This is a genomic window from Microbacterium istanbulense, assembly GCF_037204145.1.
GTDB classification, from domain to species: Bacteria; Actinomycetota; Actinomycetes; order Actinomycetales; family Microbacteriaceae; genus Microbacterium; species Microbacterium istanbulense.
Window position 1 is genome coordinate 119539 of the sequence record NZ_JBBDGN010000005.1, and the last position, 16671, is coordinate 136209.

Annotated in this window: 11 protein-coding genes and 1 pseudogene; 6 read left to right on the forward strand and 6 right to left on the reverse strand. The window is 69.4% G+C overall.

Translation table 11 applies throughout. The features are described from left to right. Nucleotides 1-70 precede the first annotated feature (70 nt). Together WDU93_RS07125 and WDU93_RS07130 are read left to right on the forward strand one after the other, a co-directional pair. The gene (locus WDU93_RS07125) at nucleotides 71-2161 is read left to right on the forward strand and encodes an APC family permease (protein ID WP_337319016.1); all 2091 of its coding nucleotides are present in this window, start codon (nucleotides 71-73) and stop codon (nucleotides 2159-2161) included. 291 nt (nucleotides 2162-2452) lie between these two features. Then, nucleotides 2453-3037 carry a GNAT family N-acetyltransferase gene (locus WDU93_RS07130; protein WP_337319019.1) on the forward strand — a complete coding sequence of 195 codons (585 nt, stop codon included), beginning with the start codon at nucleotides 2453-2455 and terminating at the stop codon, nucleotides 3035-3037. A 160-nt stretch (nucleotides 3038-3197) separates the two neighbouring features. Here the strand turns inward: WDU93_RS07130 and WDU93_RS07135 are convergent, their stop codons facing one another. The 4 genes from WDU93_RS07135 to WDU93_RS07150 all read right to left on the reverse strand — a co-directional run bounded on the left by WDU93_RS07135 (nucleotide 3198) and on the right by WDU93_RS07150 (nucleotide 9778). After that, nucleotides 3198-5279, reverse strand: a complete 2082-nt coding sequence (locus tag WDU93_RS07135; protein WP_337319021.1) for a heavy metal translocating P-type ATPase — start codon at nucleotides 5277-5279, stop codon at nucleotides 3198-3200. Then, nucleotides 5272-7599 (reverse strand): heavy metal translocating P-type ATPase, encoded by a 2328-nt coding sequence (locus WDU93_RS07140; RefSeq protein ID WP_337319023.1) that lies wholly within the window; start codon nucleotides 7597-7599, stop codon nucleotides 5272-5274. Before WDU93_RS07140 ends, WDU93_RS07135 begins: the two co-directional genes overlap by 8 nt. Before the next feature lie 41 nt (nucleotides 7600-7640). Continuing rightward, a complete protein-coding gene (locus tag WDU93_RS07145; protein ID WP_337319025.1) occupies nucleotides 7641-7850 on the reverse strand; it encodes a heavy-metal-associated domain-containing protein in 210 nt (69 codons plus the stop codon). A gap of 164 nt (nucleotides 7851-8014) precedes the next feature. Then, nucleotides 8015-9778 (reverse strand): glycoside hydrolase family 35 protein, encoded by a 1764-nt coding sequence (locus WDU93_RS07150; protein WP_337319027.1) that lies wholly within the window; start codon nucleotides 9776-9778, stop codon nucleotides 8015-8017. A 95-nt stretch (nucleotides 9779-9873) separates the two neighbouring features. On the opposite strand from WDU93_RS07150, the gene WDU93_RS07155 reads away from it, so the two are divergent. Further along, nucleotides 9874-10905 (forward strand): LacI family DNA-binding transcriptional regulator, encoded by a 1032-nt coding sequence (locus tag WDU93_RS07155; protein ID WP_337319029.1) that lies wholly within the window; start codon nucleotides 9874-9876, stop codon nucleotides 10903-10905. Nucleotides 10906-10970: 65 nt separating this feature from the next. On the opposite strand, the pseudogene putP reads toward WDU93_RS07155, so the two are convergent. Next, nucleotides 10971-12486, reverse strand: a pseudogene (putP, locus tag WDU93_RS07160) (sodium/proline symporter PutP). Nucleotides 12487-12600: 114 nt separating this feature from the next. Between putP and WDU93_RS07165 the strand changes: the two are divergent. Continuing rightward, nucleotides 12601-13266 carry a DNA alkylation repair protein gene (locus WDU93_RS07165; protein ID WP_337319032.1) on the forward strand — a complete coding sequence of 222 codons (666 nt, stop codon included), beginning with the start codon at nucleotides 12601-12603 and terminating at the stop codon, nucleotides 13264-13266. Nucleotides 13267-13625: 359 nt separating this feature from the next. Here WDU93_RS07165 and WDU93_RS07170 read toward each other — a convergent pair whose 3' ends face one another. After that, nucleotides 13626-14735: a DUF998 domain-containing protein gene (locus tag WDU93_RS07170; RefSeq protein ID WP_337319034.1), complete on the reverse strand. Its 1110-nt coding sequence runs from the start codon at nucleotides 14733-14735 to the stop codon at nucleotides 13626-13628. Nucleotides 14736-14752: 17 nt separating this feature from the next. Here WDU93_RS07170 and deoD point away from each other — a divergent pair, with 17 nt between their 5' ends. Further along, entirely contained in the window at nucleotides 14753-15463 is a 711-nt protein-coding gene (deoD, locus tag WDU93_RS07175; RefSeq protein ID WP_337319036.1) for a purine-nucleoside phosphorylase, read from the forward strand. A 166-nt stretch (nucleotides 15464-15629) separates the two neighbouring features. Next, nucleotides 15630-16667 carry an FUSC family protein gene (locus WDU93_RS07180; protein WP_337319038.1) on the forward strand — a complete coding sequence of 346 codons (1038 nt, stop codon included), beginning with the start codon at nucleotides 15630-15632 and terminating at the stop codon, nucleotides 16665-16667. Nucleotides 16668-16671 lie beyond the last annotated feature (4 nt).

Consider the following 16671-nt stretch of genomic DNA (forward strand, 5'->3'; position numbering starts at 1 on the left):
TAGTCACGATTCGACACACAATCCGGAGTGTCGGGAATACGGTATTGGCGTGCGCCCACCCACAGGCGTAATGTCCACGGTCGTGACATACGAAGGCCGTGAGGCTTCAGACGCTCCGCAGCTGGCGAAGCGCATCATCATCGGTGACCCGCTGACCTCACAGCAGGTGGACGAGCAGCTGCTCCCCAAGCGCATGGCGCTGCCGATCTTCGCATCCGACGCACTGAGCTCTGTGGCCTACGCCCCGCAGGAGCTGCTGATGATCCTGCTCATCGGCGGGCTCGCGTTTCTGTCGTTCGCGCCGTGGGTGGCGGCGGCGGTCGTCGTGCTGCTCGTGGTCGTCGTGCTCAGCTACCGGCAGCTGATCAAGGCATACCCCTCCGGCGGTGGCGACTACGAGGTGGCATCGAAGAACCTCGGCGAGATCCCCGGTGTGATCGTCGCGGCCGCCCTCCTCGTCGACTACGTGCTCACGGTGTCGGTGTCGATCGCCTCCGGTGTCGACAACATCATCTCTGCGGTCCCCGAGTTGAACCCGGCCCGCGTCGAGATCGCCGTCGGCTTCGTCATCCTCATCGTCATCGTCAACCTGCGCGGGGTGCGCGAAGCATCCACCGTGTTCGCGATCCCCACCTACCTGTTCATCGGCTCCGTCGCCGTGATGATCGCGACCGGGCTCATCCGCACCTTCCTCGGTGACCCGCCCGTCGCCTCCAGCGCGGAGTTCGCCGTGCACGCCGAGAGCCTGACCCAGGCGGCCGTGATCCTGCTGGTGCTGCGCGCATTCTCGAGCGGATGCTCCGCCCTCACCGGCGTCGAGGCCGTCTCCAACGGTGTGCCGGCCTTCCGCGCGCCGAAGATCCGCAACGCCCAGACCACCCTCGCGTTGATGGGCACGATCGCCGCCCTGCTGTTCGTCGGCCTCACCGCGCTCGCCCTGATCTCGGGCGTGCACTACGCCGAGAACCCCTGCCACCTCATCGGCTTCGACTGCACCAAGCCGCAGCCGAGCCTCATGGCACAGGTCGCCGCGGCGACGTTCGGCGCCGGCAGCATCCCGTTCTTCATCATCCAGGCGGCCACCGCCTGCGTGCTGCTGCTCGCCGCGAACACCGCCTTCAACGGCTTCCCGCTGCTCGGCGCCGTGCTCTCGCGCGACGGCTACGCACCGAAGGCGCTGAACACCCGCGGCGACCGGCTCGTCTTCTCGAACGGCATGATCCTGCTCGGCATCGCCGCAGTGGTCGTGCTCGTGATCTTCCAGGCGAACCTCACCACGCTCATCCAGCTGTACATCATCGGCGTGTTCGTGTCGTTCTCGCTGGGGCAGATCGGCATGGTCAGGCACTGGAAGCGGCTGCTGCGTGAGACCCGCCACCGCCCGCTCGATGAGGTCGCCGCGCAGCGCCGCTCGGCCCACATCGGCCTGGCGATCAACACCTGCGGCGCCACCCTCACCGTGACTGTGCTGCTGATCGTGACCATCACCAAGTTCACGCACGGCGCGTGGATGGTGTTCTTCGCCATCCCGATCCTCGCCGTGCTGATGATGGGCATCAAGCGGTACTACCGCGACGTCGAGCACGAGATCACGATCGACGACACCACCCACTTCGGCTCAGAGGGCGACGTCGCCATCGTGCTCGTCAGCAAGCTGCAGAAGCCGGTCATCAAGGCCCTCGACTACGCCATCGCGGCCAACCACGACAAGACGATCGCCCTGCACATCGCCCTCACCCCGCAGGACGGCGAGGAGCTGCAGAAGCTTTGGGCGCAGCACAACATTCCCGTGCCGCTGGTGATCGTCGACTCTCCGTACCGCACGTTCGCGCAGCCGGTCGAGCAGTTCATCAAGCAGTACCGCGCTAAGCACGGCCCGAGCGTCGTGACGGTCTACCTGCCGCAGTACATCGTGGGGCACTGGTGGGAGTCGTTCCTGCACAACCGCCGCGCCCGCCGCATCGCCAACCAGCTGATGCTGGTGCACGGGGTGACGATCACCCTTGTGCCGTGGCTGCTCGACTCGTCGGAGCTCATCTACGGCCGGCGGTCCCGGCCCGTGCCCGGCCAAGAGCGAGCAGGCCGGCCGCTCGCGCTCTACGGCGGCTCCACCGGAGGCCGCCGCGCCCAGCGCCCACAGGGTCCGCCCGAGGCCGGCTGACCCCAGCGGCCTGCGCTTCGCGTGGGCCCGTGTGGCCCAGGTGGGTCCGGCCAGCATGTCCCACTTTCCGCTGTACGTGTCCCACTTTTCGCAGAGCATGTCCCAATTTCTGCTGTGAAGGCGGTGCTTTAACAGCAGATTTTGGGACAGGGTCGGGGGCGCGAGCACGGCGGAAGCGCGGCGCGGGCGGAGGCGGGCGGAGGCGCGACGCGCGCCGGACGGGCGGGGGCGCGCGAGGGGCGGATGCCGGGCCTACCCTAAAGTGGCGGATGCCGGACCTACCCTGAGCTGATGAGCTCTTCGCCCGATGCCTGGCCGATCCACACCGCTCGCCTCCGCGTGCGCCCCTGCGCCGTGGACGACCTCGACGCCGTGTGGGCCTACCGGCAACTGCCGGAGGTGAACGAGTGGCTGGGTCGCGCACCGGCGACCCGCGACGCGTTCCACGCGACGTACTCCGAACCAGACCGACTCGCCATGACGTACGTGATCGAGCTGCGCGGAGCGGAGCTGCGCATCATCGGCGACATCATGATCCACATCGAGGACGGCTGGGCCCAGGCCGAGGTACTCGATGCCGCCACCAACGTGCAGGCCGAGCTCGGCTGGGCGCTCGACCCCGTCTACACCCGCCAGGGGTACGCGTTCGAGGCAGTGCGCGCGGTGATCGACACCTGCTTCGGCGCCCTCGGCCTCCGCCGCGTGCATGCCGGATGCTTCACCGCCAACGAACCGTCGTGGCGCCTCATGGAGAAGCTCGGGATGCGCCGCGAAGAGGACAGCCGCAAGTCGGGCTTGCACCGCTCAGGCGAGTGGATGGACGGGCTGAACTACGGCCTGCTCGCCGAGGAGTGGCCGCGCGTCGCAGCATCCTGACCCCTCTCACCGCCGCCGAGACCCCGCTTTTCCGCCGAGACCCCGTGCTGCAGACGCCCACAGGTGGGGGTGTCGGCGAGAACACGGGGTCTCGGCGAAGGAGAAGGAGGAGAAGTAGAAGGGGGCGAAGTAGGCGAAAGAAGAGGAAGAAGGGGGAGCGTCAGTGGCGGACGACGACGTCGGGGCGGAGGTCCAGACGCCGCAGCGACTGGGCGTTCAGCGCGACGACGACGGTCGACAGTGACATCAGCACGGCGCCCACCGACATCGGCAGCACGAATCCGATCGGCGCGAGCACGCCGGCCGCGAGCGGCACGGAGATGAGGTTGTACCCGGCGGCCCACCACAGGTTCTGCTTCATCTTGCGGTAGCTCGCCTGCGACAGCTCGATCACCGAGACCACCGAACGCGGGTCGTCCGAGGCGAGGATGACCCCTGCCGAGGCGATCGCGACATCCGTGCCGGCGCCGATCGCGATGCCGACGTCGGCCTGCGCCAACGCGGGGGCGTCGTTCACGCCATCGCCGACCATCGCGACCTTCTTGCCCTCGCGCTGCAGCTCGGCCACCTTCGCCGACTTGTCCTCCGGGCGCACGCCCGCGAACACCCGCTGGATGCCCAGTTCGGATGCCACAGCCAAGGCCACCGCCTCGGCATCCCCCGTGATCATCACGACCTCGACCCCGCGCCGCTGCAGCGCCTCGACGGCCTGCCGTGACTCGGGCCGGATCTCATCGGCGAGCTTCAGACCGCCGATCACCACCCCGTCGCGCACGACGTGCAGGATGATCGCGCCCTCGGTGCGCCAGACCTCGGCATCCGCCACCTCGCCGGCGCCCACCTCGCTGAGCAGGTGCGGGCCACCGACGCGCACCTGGTGCCCGTCGACCTCGGCCGTCACGCCCACGGCAGGCGACGATGTGAAGCCGGTCGCCCGGGAGACCGGGAAGCTGCGATCGGATGCCGCACGCACGATCGCCCGCGCCAGCGGATGCTCACTGTCGGCCTCTGCCGCGGCGGCGAGCGCCAGCACGGCGTCGGCATCCCACCCGTCCACCGGCGCGATGCCGGTCACGGTGGGCTCACCCTTGGTGAGCGTGCCCGTCTTGTCGAACAGCACGGCGTCGATGTCGCGCATGCTCTCCAGCGCCAGGCGGTCCTTCACCAGCACACCGGCGCGCGCGGCGCGCTCGGTCGCGATCGACACGACCAGCGGAATGGCCAGACCCAGTGCGTGCGGGCAGGCGATGACGAGCACGGTGATGGTGCGCACCACGGCGGCATCCGGGTCGCCCACGGCAGTCCAGACGATCGCCGTGATCACGGCGGCCCCGAGCGCGAACCAGAACAGCCATGCGGCGGCACGGTCGGCCAAGCGCTGCGCGTGCGAGCTGGACGCCTGCGCGTCGGCGACGAGCTTGCGGATGCCGGCGAGCGCGGTGTCATCGCCGATCGCGGTGACCTCGACACGCAGACCGGAATCGGTCGCCACCGTGCCGGCGGTGACCGAGTCGCCGACCGTGCGCGCGACCGTGCGGGATTCACCGGTCAGCATGGACTCGTCCATGTCGGCGCGGCCATCGACGATGCGGCCGTCGGCGGGAACACTGCCACCGGGACGCACGATCACGACATCGCCCACTCGCAGGTCGGTCGGAGCGACCTTCGTGATGGTGTCGCCGTCGACACGCTCGGCCTCGTCGGGCAGCAGGGCCGCGAGCGAGTCGAGAGCCGAGGTCGTCTGGGCGAGGGAGCGCATCTCGATCCAGTGGCCGAGCAGCATGATCACGATCAGCAGGGCGAGCTCCCACCAGAACTCGAGCTCGTGATGCAGTAGCCCGAGACTCGCGCCCCACGAGGCGAGGAACGCCACCGTGATCGCCAGGGCGATGAGCATCATCATGCCCGGCTTGCGGGCCTTGAACTCAGACACCGCCCCGGTGAGGAACGGGCGCCCGCCCCACACGTACATCACCGTGCCGAGCACCGGTGCAATCCACCGCGCACCGGGGAAGTCGGGGATCGTGTAGCCGATGAGCATGGCGAACATGCTCGAGAAGGCGACGACCGGCACGGCGAGGATCAGGTTGATCCAGAACAGCCGGCGGAACTGCCCGACATGATCGCCGTGGCCCGCATGGCCGCCGTGACCCGAGTGGTCCATCGCCGGCATCCCTGCCATATCGTGCCCGGTGTGCATGTCGTGCTCGGCATGGTCGTGATGTGCGTGCGGATCAGACATGAGTTTCCTCCAGGATCTGCGAGCGGAAGCGGCGCAGCCGCAGGCTGTTGCCGACGACGAAGACGCTCGAGAACGCCATCGCCGCGCCGGCGATCATCGGATTGAGCAGGCCCAGCGCCGCCAGCGGGATCGCGGCGGTGTTGTAGGCGAAGGCCCAGAACAGGTTTCCCTTGATGGTGCCGAGCGTACGGCGCGAGAGACGGATGGCATCGGATGCCGCCCGCAGGTCGCCCCGGACGAGGGTGATGTCGGATGCCTCGATGGCGGCATCCGTTCCCGTGCCCATCGCCATGCCCAGGTCGGCCTGCGCTAGGGCGGGCGCGTCGTTGACGCCGTCACCGACCATCGCGACCACACGACCCTCGGCCTGCAGACGATGCACGACAGCGACCTTCTCGGCGGGCAGCACCTCGGCGATGACCTCGTCGATGCCGACCTGCGCGGCGATATGGCGCGCCGCCGCCTCGTTGTCACCGGTGAGCAGCACCGGAGTCAGCCCCAGGGCGCGGAAGGATGCCACGGCCTCGGCACTCGTCGCCTTGACCTGATCGGCCACGACGATGAGCCCGCGAGATGCGCCATCCCAGGCGACGAGCACGGCGGTCTGCCCCGCCGACTCCGCTGCCGCCTTCGCGGCGAGCAGGGCCGGTGAGGGGTGAATCGACCAGTCTTCGAGCAGCGAGTGGCGGCCGACGAGCACGGCATGCCCGTCGACGATGCCGGTGACGCCGCGGCCCTCGATGTTCTGGAACCCTTCGACAGGGACCCAGCCTTGGGCCGCTGAGCCTGTCGAAGCGTCAGGGACCCAGGGCGCTTGGGCCGAGGGCCCTTCGACAAGCTCAGGGACCACACGGCCGAACGCGGCGATCGCGCGAGCGATCGGATGCTCCGAGGCATGTTCGGTGGCACCGGCGAGGCGCACCAGCTCCGCAGCATCCGTCCCCTCCTCGACGACCACGTCGACGACGCTCATGCGGCCCTCGGTCACGGTGCCGGTCTTGTCGAGCACGACGGTGTCGACGCGGCGGGTCGACTCCAGCACCTCCGGGCCCTTGATGAGGATGCCCAACTGCGCCCCGCGGCCGGTGCCGACCAGCAGCGCGGTCGGCGTCGCCAGCCCGAGCGCGCAGGGGCACGCGATGATGAGCACGGCGACCGCGGCCGTGAAGGCCGCCGCCGTCGAGAAGCCGAGCACCAGCCAGGTGGTCAGCGTGGCCACGGCGATCACCAGCACGATCGGCACGAAGATGCCCGAGATCCGGTCGGCCAGGCGCTGCACCTCAGCTTTGCCGGTCTGCGCCTCTTCGACCATTCGGGCCATCTGCGCGAGCTGGGTGTCGGCGCCCACGCGGGTGGCGCGCACGACGAGGCGCCCGCCGGCGTTCACGGTGGCGCCGGTGACGGCATCCCCCACGGTCACTTCGACCGGCACCGACTCCCCGGTGATCATCGAGCGGTCCACCGCCGATGCGCCGGACGTGACGACACCATCCGTGGCGATCTTCTCGCCAGGGCGCACGACGAACTCGTCGCCGACGCGCAGCTCCTCTGTCGAGATCCGGGTCTCCACGCCGCCGCGCAGCACGGCGACATCCTTCGCGCCGAGTTCGAGCAGCGCCCGCAGGGCGGCACCCGCGCGACGCTTCGCGCGCTTCTCGAAGTAGCGTCCGGCGAGCACGAACATCGTCACGCCGGCGGCGACCTCGAGATAGATGTTGCCCGCGCCATCACTGGGTGCGATCGTCCACTCGAAGCCGTGCGTCATGCCGGGGTGCCCGGCGGTGCCGAAGAACAGGGCGTACAGCGACCAGAGGAAGGCGGCCGTCGTGCCGAGGCTGATCAGGGTGTCCATCGTGGCCGCGCCGTGCCGCAGGTTCACCCAGGCGGCGCGGTGGAACGGCCAGCCGGCCCACACGATCACAGGCGCGGCCAGCGTCAGCGACAGCCACTGCCAGTAGGTGAACTGCAGCGGCGGGATCATGGCGAGCAGGATGACGGGCACCGACAGCACGACCGCGCCGATGAGACGCTGGCGAAGGCTGCGCAGTTCTGGGTCTTCGGCATCCGCTTCAGCCGCGGCCTCGGCAGGCGCGGGCGGGGTGGGCAGGGCCGCGGTGTACCCCGCGTCTTCGACCGTGGTGATGAGCACGGCCGGGTCGATGTCGCCCGCGACGGTGACCTGCGCCTTCTCGGTGGCGTAGTTCACCGTCGCGGTGACGCCGTCGAGCTTGTTGAGCTTCTTCTCGATGCGCATGGCACACGAGGCGCAGGTCATTCCGCCGATCTCGAGATCGATACGGGACTGCTCTGCGGTGCTCATGATGCTCCTCGACGGTGTGGTTCAGATTCGATGCAGGGTGGTCAGGCGGTGACGGCCTGGTAGCCGGCCTCGTCGACGGCGGCGATCACGGCCGCGGCATCGACGGGGGTGTCAGAGGTCACGACGAGCTGGCCGGATGCGGCGGAGACCTGGATGCCGTCGACGCCGGCGACCTTCGCCACCTCTTCACGCACGGACATCTCGCAGTGCCCGCAGGTCATGCCGGTCACCTGGAACTCAGTGGTGGTCATTCTCTTCTCCTTCGTCCTATACCCCCTTGGGGTACTCCATGAATACTACTACACCATACCCCCCTGGGGTATTCCCATCTCATCTTTCGAGATCGTCGGGCACACGAGAAAACCTCCCCCTCGGTGATCACTCACCCAGGAGGAGGTTCGCCGTGCGGCACCCGCTACGAGCCGATGAACTCCTCGACCTCACCGAACTCCGGAGCCTGACGGATCTCTACTGCAGTACCCAGACGGTCCGTGTCCAGCACGACGATCTCGTTGCGTCCGGAGCGCCACAACGACCCCGGCGCATACAGCGTCACCTGCGGTCCACGCTCCCAGTACCGCCCGAGCAGAAAGCCGTTCAGCCACACCATGCCCTTGGCGCCGCCGGGGAAGGCGAGCCAGGCATCCGCCGGTTCGTCGATCTCGAACACGGCCGAGGCGGATCCGTCTGCGTGCGAGGTCACGTGCGAGGTCAAGGTGTCGGATGCCGCCGGCGCAGCATCCCCGAAGATCCGGTGAGTCCACCCGTGCACGTAGCGGCGCCCGATCGTGACGCCCTGCAGAATCCCCTTGGCCTCGCCCGTCAGCGGGCCGTAGTTGATTCGCCCGAGACTCTCGACGACGATCGTGAGCGTCCCCGCTCCACCCTCGGCGGGCAGCGCGAGCTCATGCGCGCCGTCGTGCTCCAGCGTGCCCAGCCGGACGTCGTCGAGGAACACCGTCGCCCGATCCCGCAGCCCACGGATACCCAGCATCGCGTCTGCGGGGAACGACACGGCCGCCTGGTAGGCGACGAGCCCATCCTCTGCACCGAGCTCTTCGAAGGTCAGCGGCACCGGTGAGGTCGCGCCCACCGGCATCCGCTCGACGAGCTCGCGCAACCCCACCGATGCGACGAGCGGGGCGGATGCCGCAGGCAGGAACATCGGATCGGCCGGCACCTCCGGCAGCGGACCGGCATGGAACGGCGCGAACGCGCGACGCAGCGCGTGGAACTTCTCGTTGACGGTGCCGTCCTCGCCGATCGGGGCATCCGAGTCGTAGCCGGTGATCGTCGGTTGCAGCACCTGGTCGTGGTTCGCGCCGTTCCAGAAGCCGAAGTTCGTGCCGCCATGCGCCATGTAGACGCTGACCGAGCCGCCGGCGGCGAGCAGTTCGTCTACCGTGCCGATCATGCTCGCGGCCGAGCGCACGTGATGCTTCTCGCCCCAGTGGTCGAACCATCCACCCCACAGTTCACTGCACATGAGGGCCTCGTCGCCGCGGCGCAGGGCGACGGCGGCCGGCACGCCCGTGCCGAAGGTGAAGGTGCCCATCGCGCCGGCGACGCTGCCGTGCTCGACCATGTCGGCGGTGATCCCATCGGCGGTGGTGAGCAGCTCGGTCAGCCCGCGTGCACGCAGTCCGTCGCGCAGGTGGGTGAGGTAGGCGGCGTCGCTGCCGAAGGATCCGTACTCGTTCTCGACCTGGATCAGGCAGATGGGCCCGCCGTTCGCGGCCTGCAGGGCGGCCAGGCGCGGGATGAGCTGGTCGTACCAGGCGTCGACCGCGGCGAGGAAGACCGGGTCACTGGTGCGCAGGGCGCGCGTGCGCCCGCTGAGCCAGAACGGGATGCCCCCGTTCGACCACTCGGCACAGATATACGGACTCGGCCGCACGAACACGTCGAGACCGACCTCGCCGGCGATGCGGATGAAGCGCTCGACGTCGCGCCATCCGGTGAAATCGTATGCGCCCTCGGTGCGCTCGTGGAAGTTCCAAGCGATGTAGGTGTCCACCGTGTTGGCGCCCATGGCGGCGAGCCGGCGCAGGCGGTCCTCCCAGTGGTCGGGATGCACGCGGAAGTAGTGCACGGCGCCGGAAAGGATGCGGTGCGGGCGGCCATCGCGCTCGAGCGCGCCGTCGCGCCAGGTGAGACGAGGGGATGCGGACGTGGACATGGCTCTCCCTGACAGAATTGTTTGCGCTCACATTACTGCAGTTCTGCCGATTGTCGGCACCGGAATGTCGACGTCTGATCGCTAACATGATCACCATGTCGCCACGTCGCCACTCCCAGGAGCGCGCCCCGAGCCAGATCGACGTCGCCCGGCTGGCGGGGGTGTCGGCCCAGACCGTCTCGCGCGTCATGTCCGGCCAGCCGCAGAGCGTGCGCCCCGAGACGGCACGCCGGGTGCTCGCCGCCGTCGACGAACTCGGCTACCGGGTGCACGCCGCCGCGGCATCCCTCGCCTCAGGGCGCAGCCGCATCCTCGGGGTCATCATCGTCTCCACCGACCGGTACTCGTCAGCCGCGCTGGGCGTCGGCATCGAACAGGCCGCCGCCGCCAACGGCTACACCGTGACGACCGCGGCGGTGCCCGACCACGCCTCGAGCGAGGCGTTCCTCGACGCCTTCGACCGTCTCGAACGGCAGGGCGCGGAGGGCATCGTGCTCGGCGTCCCTGTCGAACTCGACAGCCCAGCCATGCGCACACGCACCGAACGCACCCCGTCGACCCGCAGCGAGCGGACCTCGATGGATCCGGATGCCCCGCACGCCGTCGACCAGCGCGCCATCGCCCGACTCGCCGTCGACCACCTGCTCGACCTCGGGCACACGACCGTGTGGCACGTGGCGGGCGACACGTTCTGGCTCGAGTCCGATCAGCGCCGGGAGGCGTGGGAAGAGGCGCTGCGCGAGCGCGGCATCACCCCACCGCCGGTGATCCCCGGCGACTGGACCCCCGAATCGGGCTACCGCGCCGGGCGCACCATTGCCGAGATCCCGTCGGCCACCGCCGTCTTCGCCTCCAGCGACGAAATGGCCTTCGGTCTCATCCGCGCCCTGCACGAGGCCGGCCGCAGCGTGCCGGAGGACGTCTCGGTGGTCAGCGTCGACGACATCGCGCTGGCTGCCTACGCCTCCCCCGCACTGACCACCGTGCGGCAGCCGTTCGAGGCGATGGGGCGCGCCGCCGCGCTGCGGCTGATCGCTCGGATCGAGGGGAAGGATGCCGTCGGCGCGGTGCCTGATGTGCATCCGGAACTCGTGATTCGGGCATCCACCGCCCCGCCTCGCGCCTGACGCACCCCGCACCGGACGCACGTGGTGCGGCCGCCGTGTTCAGCGACCGCACCGCGCGCGCGAACTCAGGGGGTGTCGCCGACCGCGTGCGGCCGCGGCAGCGTGACCATGACGCCGGTGTCGGTGAATTCCTTCTGGATCTCGTCGTTGTGCCGGTAGGTGGCGGCACTCACGATGACCGCGGCGAGCATGCCGAGCACGAAGCCGGGCAGCAGCTCGTAGAGGCCCGTGTTGAACAGCGGCCAGATGAAGACGGTCGCCGCTCCGACGAACATGCCGGCCAGCGCGCCCCAGTTGGTGAGGCGCCGCCAGTACAGGCTGAGCAGGATGATCGGACCGAAGGCCGCGCCGAAGCCGGCCCACGCGAACGACACGAGTTCGAGGATGGTGCCGTTGGGGGTGATCGCGAGCACCATCGCGATGATCGCGACGAGCAGCACCGCGCCGCGGCCGAGCAGCACGAGGCGCTTGGGCTCGGGGGCGGTCTTGCGGAACACGGCGTAGAGGTCTTCGACGAGCGCCGAGGAGCAGACGATCAGCTGGCTGGAGATCGTGCTCATGATGGCGGGCGATGACGGCGGCGAGCACGAGACCGGCGACGAAGGGATGCAGCAGCGTCTGCGACATCAGCAGCACGACCGTCTCGGGGTCGGTCAGGTCGATGCCCTTGGACGCGATGTACGCGATGCCGACCAGACCCGACACGATCGCGCCGACGAGCGAGACGATCATCCACGAGATGCCGATGCGGCGGGCGCTCTTGGCCTCCTGCGGCGAGCGCAGCGCCATGAAGCGCACGATAATGTGCGGCTGACCGAAGTAGCCCAGGCCCCACGCCAGCGACGAGACGATCGCGAGGATCGTCGCACCGGTGACGACGTCGCCGCCGAACATCGAGAGGTGGCCGGCGCCGGCGTTCTCGGCGATGAGTTCGGCGGTGCGGTCGATGCCACCGATCGAGAAGACCGCGATCACGGGGACGGCGATCAGGGCGATGACCATCATCAGGCCCTGTGCGACATCGGTGAGCGAGGCGCCGAGGAATCCGCCGAACAGCGTGTACGACAGCGTGACGATCGCGACGAGCAGCATGCCCCACAGGTAATCGCCGTTGAACGAGCTCTCGAAGAAGACACCGCCGGCGACCATGCCGGCCGAGATGTAGAGGGTGAAGAAGACGAGGATGACCACACCCGAGAGGATGCGCAGCAGGCGGGTGGTGTCGCGCAGGCGGTTCTCGAGGAAGCTCGGCACCGTGATGGAGTTGCGCGAGACCTCGGTGTAGGCGCGCAGACGCGGCGCGACAAGCAGCCAGTTCAGGTAGGCGCCGATGGTGAGACCGATCGCGATCCATGCCTCGATGAGGCCGGAGACGTAGATGGCGCCGGGCAGACCCATCACCAGCCAGCCCGACATGTCGGAGGCGCCGGCGCTGATGGCGGCGACCCACGGCGGCAGGTTGCGTCCGCCGAGCATGTAGTCCTCGTGGTCGGTGGTGCGCCTGAACGCGAGGTAGCCGATGAGCAGCATGCCCGCGAAGTACAGCCCCAACGCGCCGTACAAGAAGATCTGGTCAGACATCGTCGTCCCCTCCTGCGATGGCGGTCACCGCATCCGGTCGCCTTCGATCCTCCCAGTGTGCGCCTGGCCGGCGCCAGATGCGGCTGGGGACCGGGCGCGTCGTACTCTGGCGGGATGACGGATGCCGCCCAGCACGTGCTCGATGAACTGGCCGCCCTCGAAGACCCGAAGGCCCGGGCCGTGAACGAACGCCACGGCGATGCGCACGGCGTGAACCTGACGAAGCTGCGGGCAGTCGCGAAGGCCGCGGGTTCGGATGCGGAGCTCGCCCGCGAGCTGTGGGCGAGCGACGATGTGGCCGGTCAGCTGGTGGCGTTGCTGATGCTCAAGCCGCGCGTGCCGGATGCCGAGGAGTTGGACCGGATGCTGCGCACCACCCGCAGCGCGAAGGCGCACGACTGGTTCGTGAACTACATCGCGCGCAAGTCGCCGCTGGCCGAGCAGATGCGCGTGCGCTGGTTCGACGACACGGATGCCGACGCGCGGGCCGCCGCGTGGTCGCTGACGACTGACCGGGTGGCGAAGAAGCCGGACGGTCTGGATCTTGACGGCCTGCTCGACCGCATCGAGGCGGAGTTGGCGGATGCTCCGTCTCGCGAGCAGTGGGCGATGAACGAGACGCTGGCGAACATCGGCATCCATCATCCGGCGCTGCGCGAGCGCGCCGTCGCGATCGGTGACCGTCTGCAGGTGCTCGCCGACTACCCGGTCGCCCCCGGATGCACCTCCCCCTTCGCCCCCGCCTGGATCGCCGAGATCGTCCGCCGCCGCGAGTCCTGACCCCCCGATTCCCATGCCGGGTTCGGCACGTCTTGCCAGATTTGGACACGGCTTGCTGGGTTTGGGGCGGATTCTCGCGTTTGGGGCGCCCAGGCGCCGCCCCAAAGTCAAGAACGCGCCCCAAGCCCCGGAGGAAGGGGATGCCCCGGGGGCCGGGCGCACAGCACGACGCGACGTGTGGGCACACACCCGCCCGGTTTGGGGCGGATTCTCGCGTTCGGGGCGCCCAGGCGCCGCCCCAAAGTCGAAAACACGCCCCAAACCCGGCAGGGCAGGCACGCCGGCCCGGCAGGGGCAGGCACGCCGGCCGGCAGGGGCAGGCACGCCCCAAACCGGGCAGGGGCAGGGGGCTGGCGGGGTCAGGGGTGCAGGAGGGTGGGGCGGGCGGAGACGCGAGGCGTGGCGGGGGCGAGCACGGCGAGGAACTGCACGAACGTCGACAGCCACAACAGCACCAGGACGATCACGATGCCCTCGAGCACGGTCACGCTCAGCATCCGGAACCCGAACGTCAGCACCACGGCCACCGCGACCAGCACCACCAGTCCCCCTGTCGCCACCCGCAGGGTGCGCGGCCCCGCCGGTAGGGCGCGCGCGGTGATGACCGCCGCGACGAGCATGAGCACCAGTGCGGCGAAGGCGGCGATGAGGTGCGGCACGCGCATCGTGTGCACCGGGAACAACCCCACGGCAGTGAGCGCAGCCCCCGCCAGCGCCCACACGATCACGATCGTGCCGATCCGACGCAGCGCGGAATCACCCCGCATCCGGTGCAGGTCGCGCCCGATATACGAGCCGACGGTCGCGACGAGCACCCCGGCGACGATGAGCGTGCCGTTGAACGCCCACGACCCGTCGCCGATGCCGAGCTGGGAGAAGTTGCGCTCCCACCAGGTCGGATCGCCGGCGGTGATCATCGCGAACAGCGTGCCGATCACGAGAAAGGAGAACAACAGCCCGGCGAGGCTCCGGGTGCTCAGGTCGATGCCCATCCGGAACGCCAGTCGGCCCCCGATCGCCGAGGCCACACCCGTCAGGGCACCGCCTCCGATCGCCGAGAGCTCCAGCCCTTGCAGACCGGATGCCAGCACCTCGCCAGCCAGCAGCACCCCCAGCCCAGCAACCCCTCCGAGCGCGATCGTGACCGCCACGGTGCTGAGATTCGAGATGAGTGCCTGCCACGGCGGCATCCCCTCGGTCTCACCGGCCCGGTGCACCAGCGTGCTCACGACGAAAGCGGCACCAGTGATGACGCCCGCGATGAGCGCGGCCGGCAGGATGACCGACCCGCCGCCCGCGAAGGGACGAGGATTCCCCCACAGCACGGCCGCACCCGCCAGCGCACCGAGCACGAAACACGCCACAGTCGCCCACAGGGCACGGGACTGCTCGCGAAGAGCGTCGGCGTCGGCATCCATTCCCTCATCGAACCACGGGGCGCCGACGCCACCGGCAGACTCCCCGCGCACGCCGATAGCCTGATCGCATGAGCACCCACATCGCTGCAGCCCCCGGAGAGATCGCCCCCATCGTCCTGTTCCCGGGCGACCCGCTGCGGGCGAAGTGGATCGCCGAGACGTTCCTCGAGGACGCCGTCTGTTACAGCGAGGTGCGCGGGATGCTCGGCTTCACGGGCACCTGGAACGGCCACCGCGTCTCGGTGCAGGGCTCGGGCATGGGCCAGCCGTCGATGGCGATCTACGCCACCGAGCTGTTCTCCGACTACGACGTGCAGACCATCGTGCGCGTGGGCTCTTGCGGGGCACTGACCGAGAAGGTCGGCATGCGCGACATCATCATCGCGAACGGCGCCTGCACCGACTCGGGCATCAACCGGGTGCGATTCCACGGCCTCGACTACGCCCCGGTCGCCGACTTCTCCCTGCTGCGCGCCGCCGTCGAGGCATCCGAGACCGTCGAGCTCGACTCGGCCGTGCATGTGGGCCTGCTGTTCTCGAGCGACCAGTTTTATAGCACCCGCCCCGAGCTCACCGAGCCGTTCGTGCAGCACGGCGCCCTCGCCGTCGAGATGGAGGCCGCCGGCCTGTACACGCTCGCCGCCTTCCACGGCCGCCGGGCGCTCGCGATCTGCACCGTCTCGGATCACCTCGTCACCCACGAAGAGACCACCGCGCAGGAGCGCGAGCAGACCTTCCGCGACATGGTCGAGATCGCGCTGCGCGCCGCGACCGCCTGAGGCCCCTCCTCGGGCCCCTCCGCTGGGCGTCGGGAGGAGATCTCTGCGTGGGGAGGAGCCTGAGAGCAGCATCCACCTCCCGTGCCTGTGATCTCCTCCCGAGCGGCGGGCAACGCGGCGGGCAACGCGGCGGGGCCCGGCGGGCAGGGGGTCTACCGTGGGAACCATGCGCATTCCTGCATCGATCCGTGCGGCCAAACGCGCGCCTCTGCTGCAGGTCGTGAAGTCGGCGGCGGCCACGATCGCCGCCTGGCTGCTCGCCGGATGGATCGTGCCGGGCCAGCTGCCCGTGTTCGCCGCCATCGCGGCCCTGCTCGTCGTGCAGCCGAGCATCAACCAGTCGCTCTCGAAGGCCCTCGAACGCAGCATCGGCGTGATCGCCGGTGTCGTGATCGCACTGATCCTCGGACTGCTGCTCGGCTCACCCGGGTGGATCGTGCTGGTCGCGATCGTCGTGGCGATGGTCGTCGCCTGGGTCTTCCGCGCCACCCCCGGCACGGGCAACCAGGTCGCGATCTCGGCGATGCTCGTGCTGGCGCTGGGCTCGTCGAGCCCGGAATACGCCCTCGCCCGGATCGTCGAGACTCTCATCGGCGTCGCCATCGGGATCGTCGTGAACGCGGTGATCGTGCCGCCCGTCCTCGTCGAGCCGGCTCGCCGCGACATCGGGATGCTAGGTGCCGAGCTCGCCGCATCCCTCGATCGCCTCGCCGGGGCCCTGCCGCAACGTCAGTCCGCCGCCGCGCTGCACGAGCTGTTGCTCACGGCCCGGCTGTTGCGTCCGATGCGGGATGCCGCCGAGGCATCCGTCATCGCCGGTGAGGAATCCCTCACGCTCAACCCGCGCCGCTCACGCCACCGCGACGAACTCGCCGAGATGCGACAGCTGCTCGACCGCCTCTCGCCCGTCGTCACACAGGTGATCGGGATGACCCGCGCCTACTTCGACCACTACGACGACGCGATCGCCGATGAGCCGACCGTGCCGGCGATCTCCGAGCAGTTGCGCCGCGCCGGTCACGATGTGCGCCTGCTCGTGCAGCTGGCCGAGGTCGCCCCCGAAGCCGAGGCGCTCACCTCGGCGATCCCGGCGCTGACCGCCCCGCTGGTGGTGCAGCCACCGGCATCCGATCACTGGATCCTCATCGGATCGCTGCTCGAAGACCTGCGCCGCATCCGCGGTCAGCTCGTCGAGGCGGAGTGAGGCG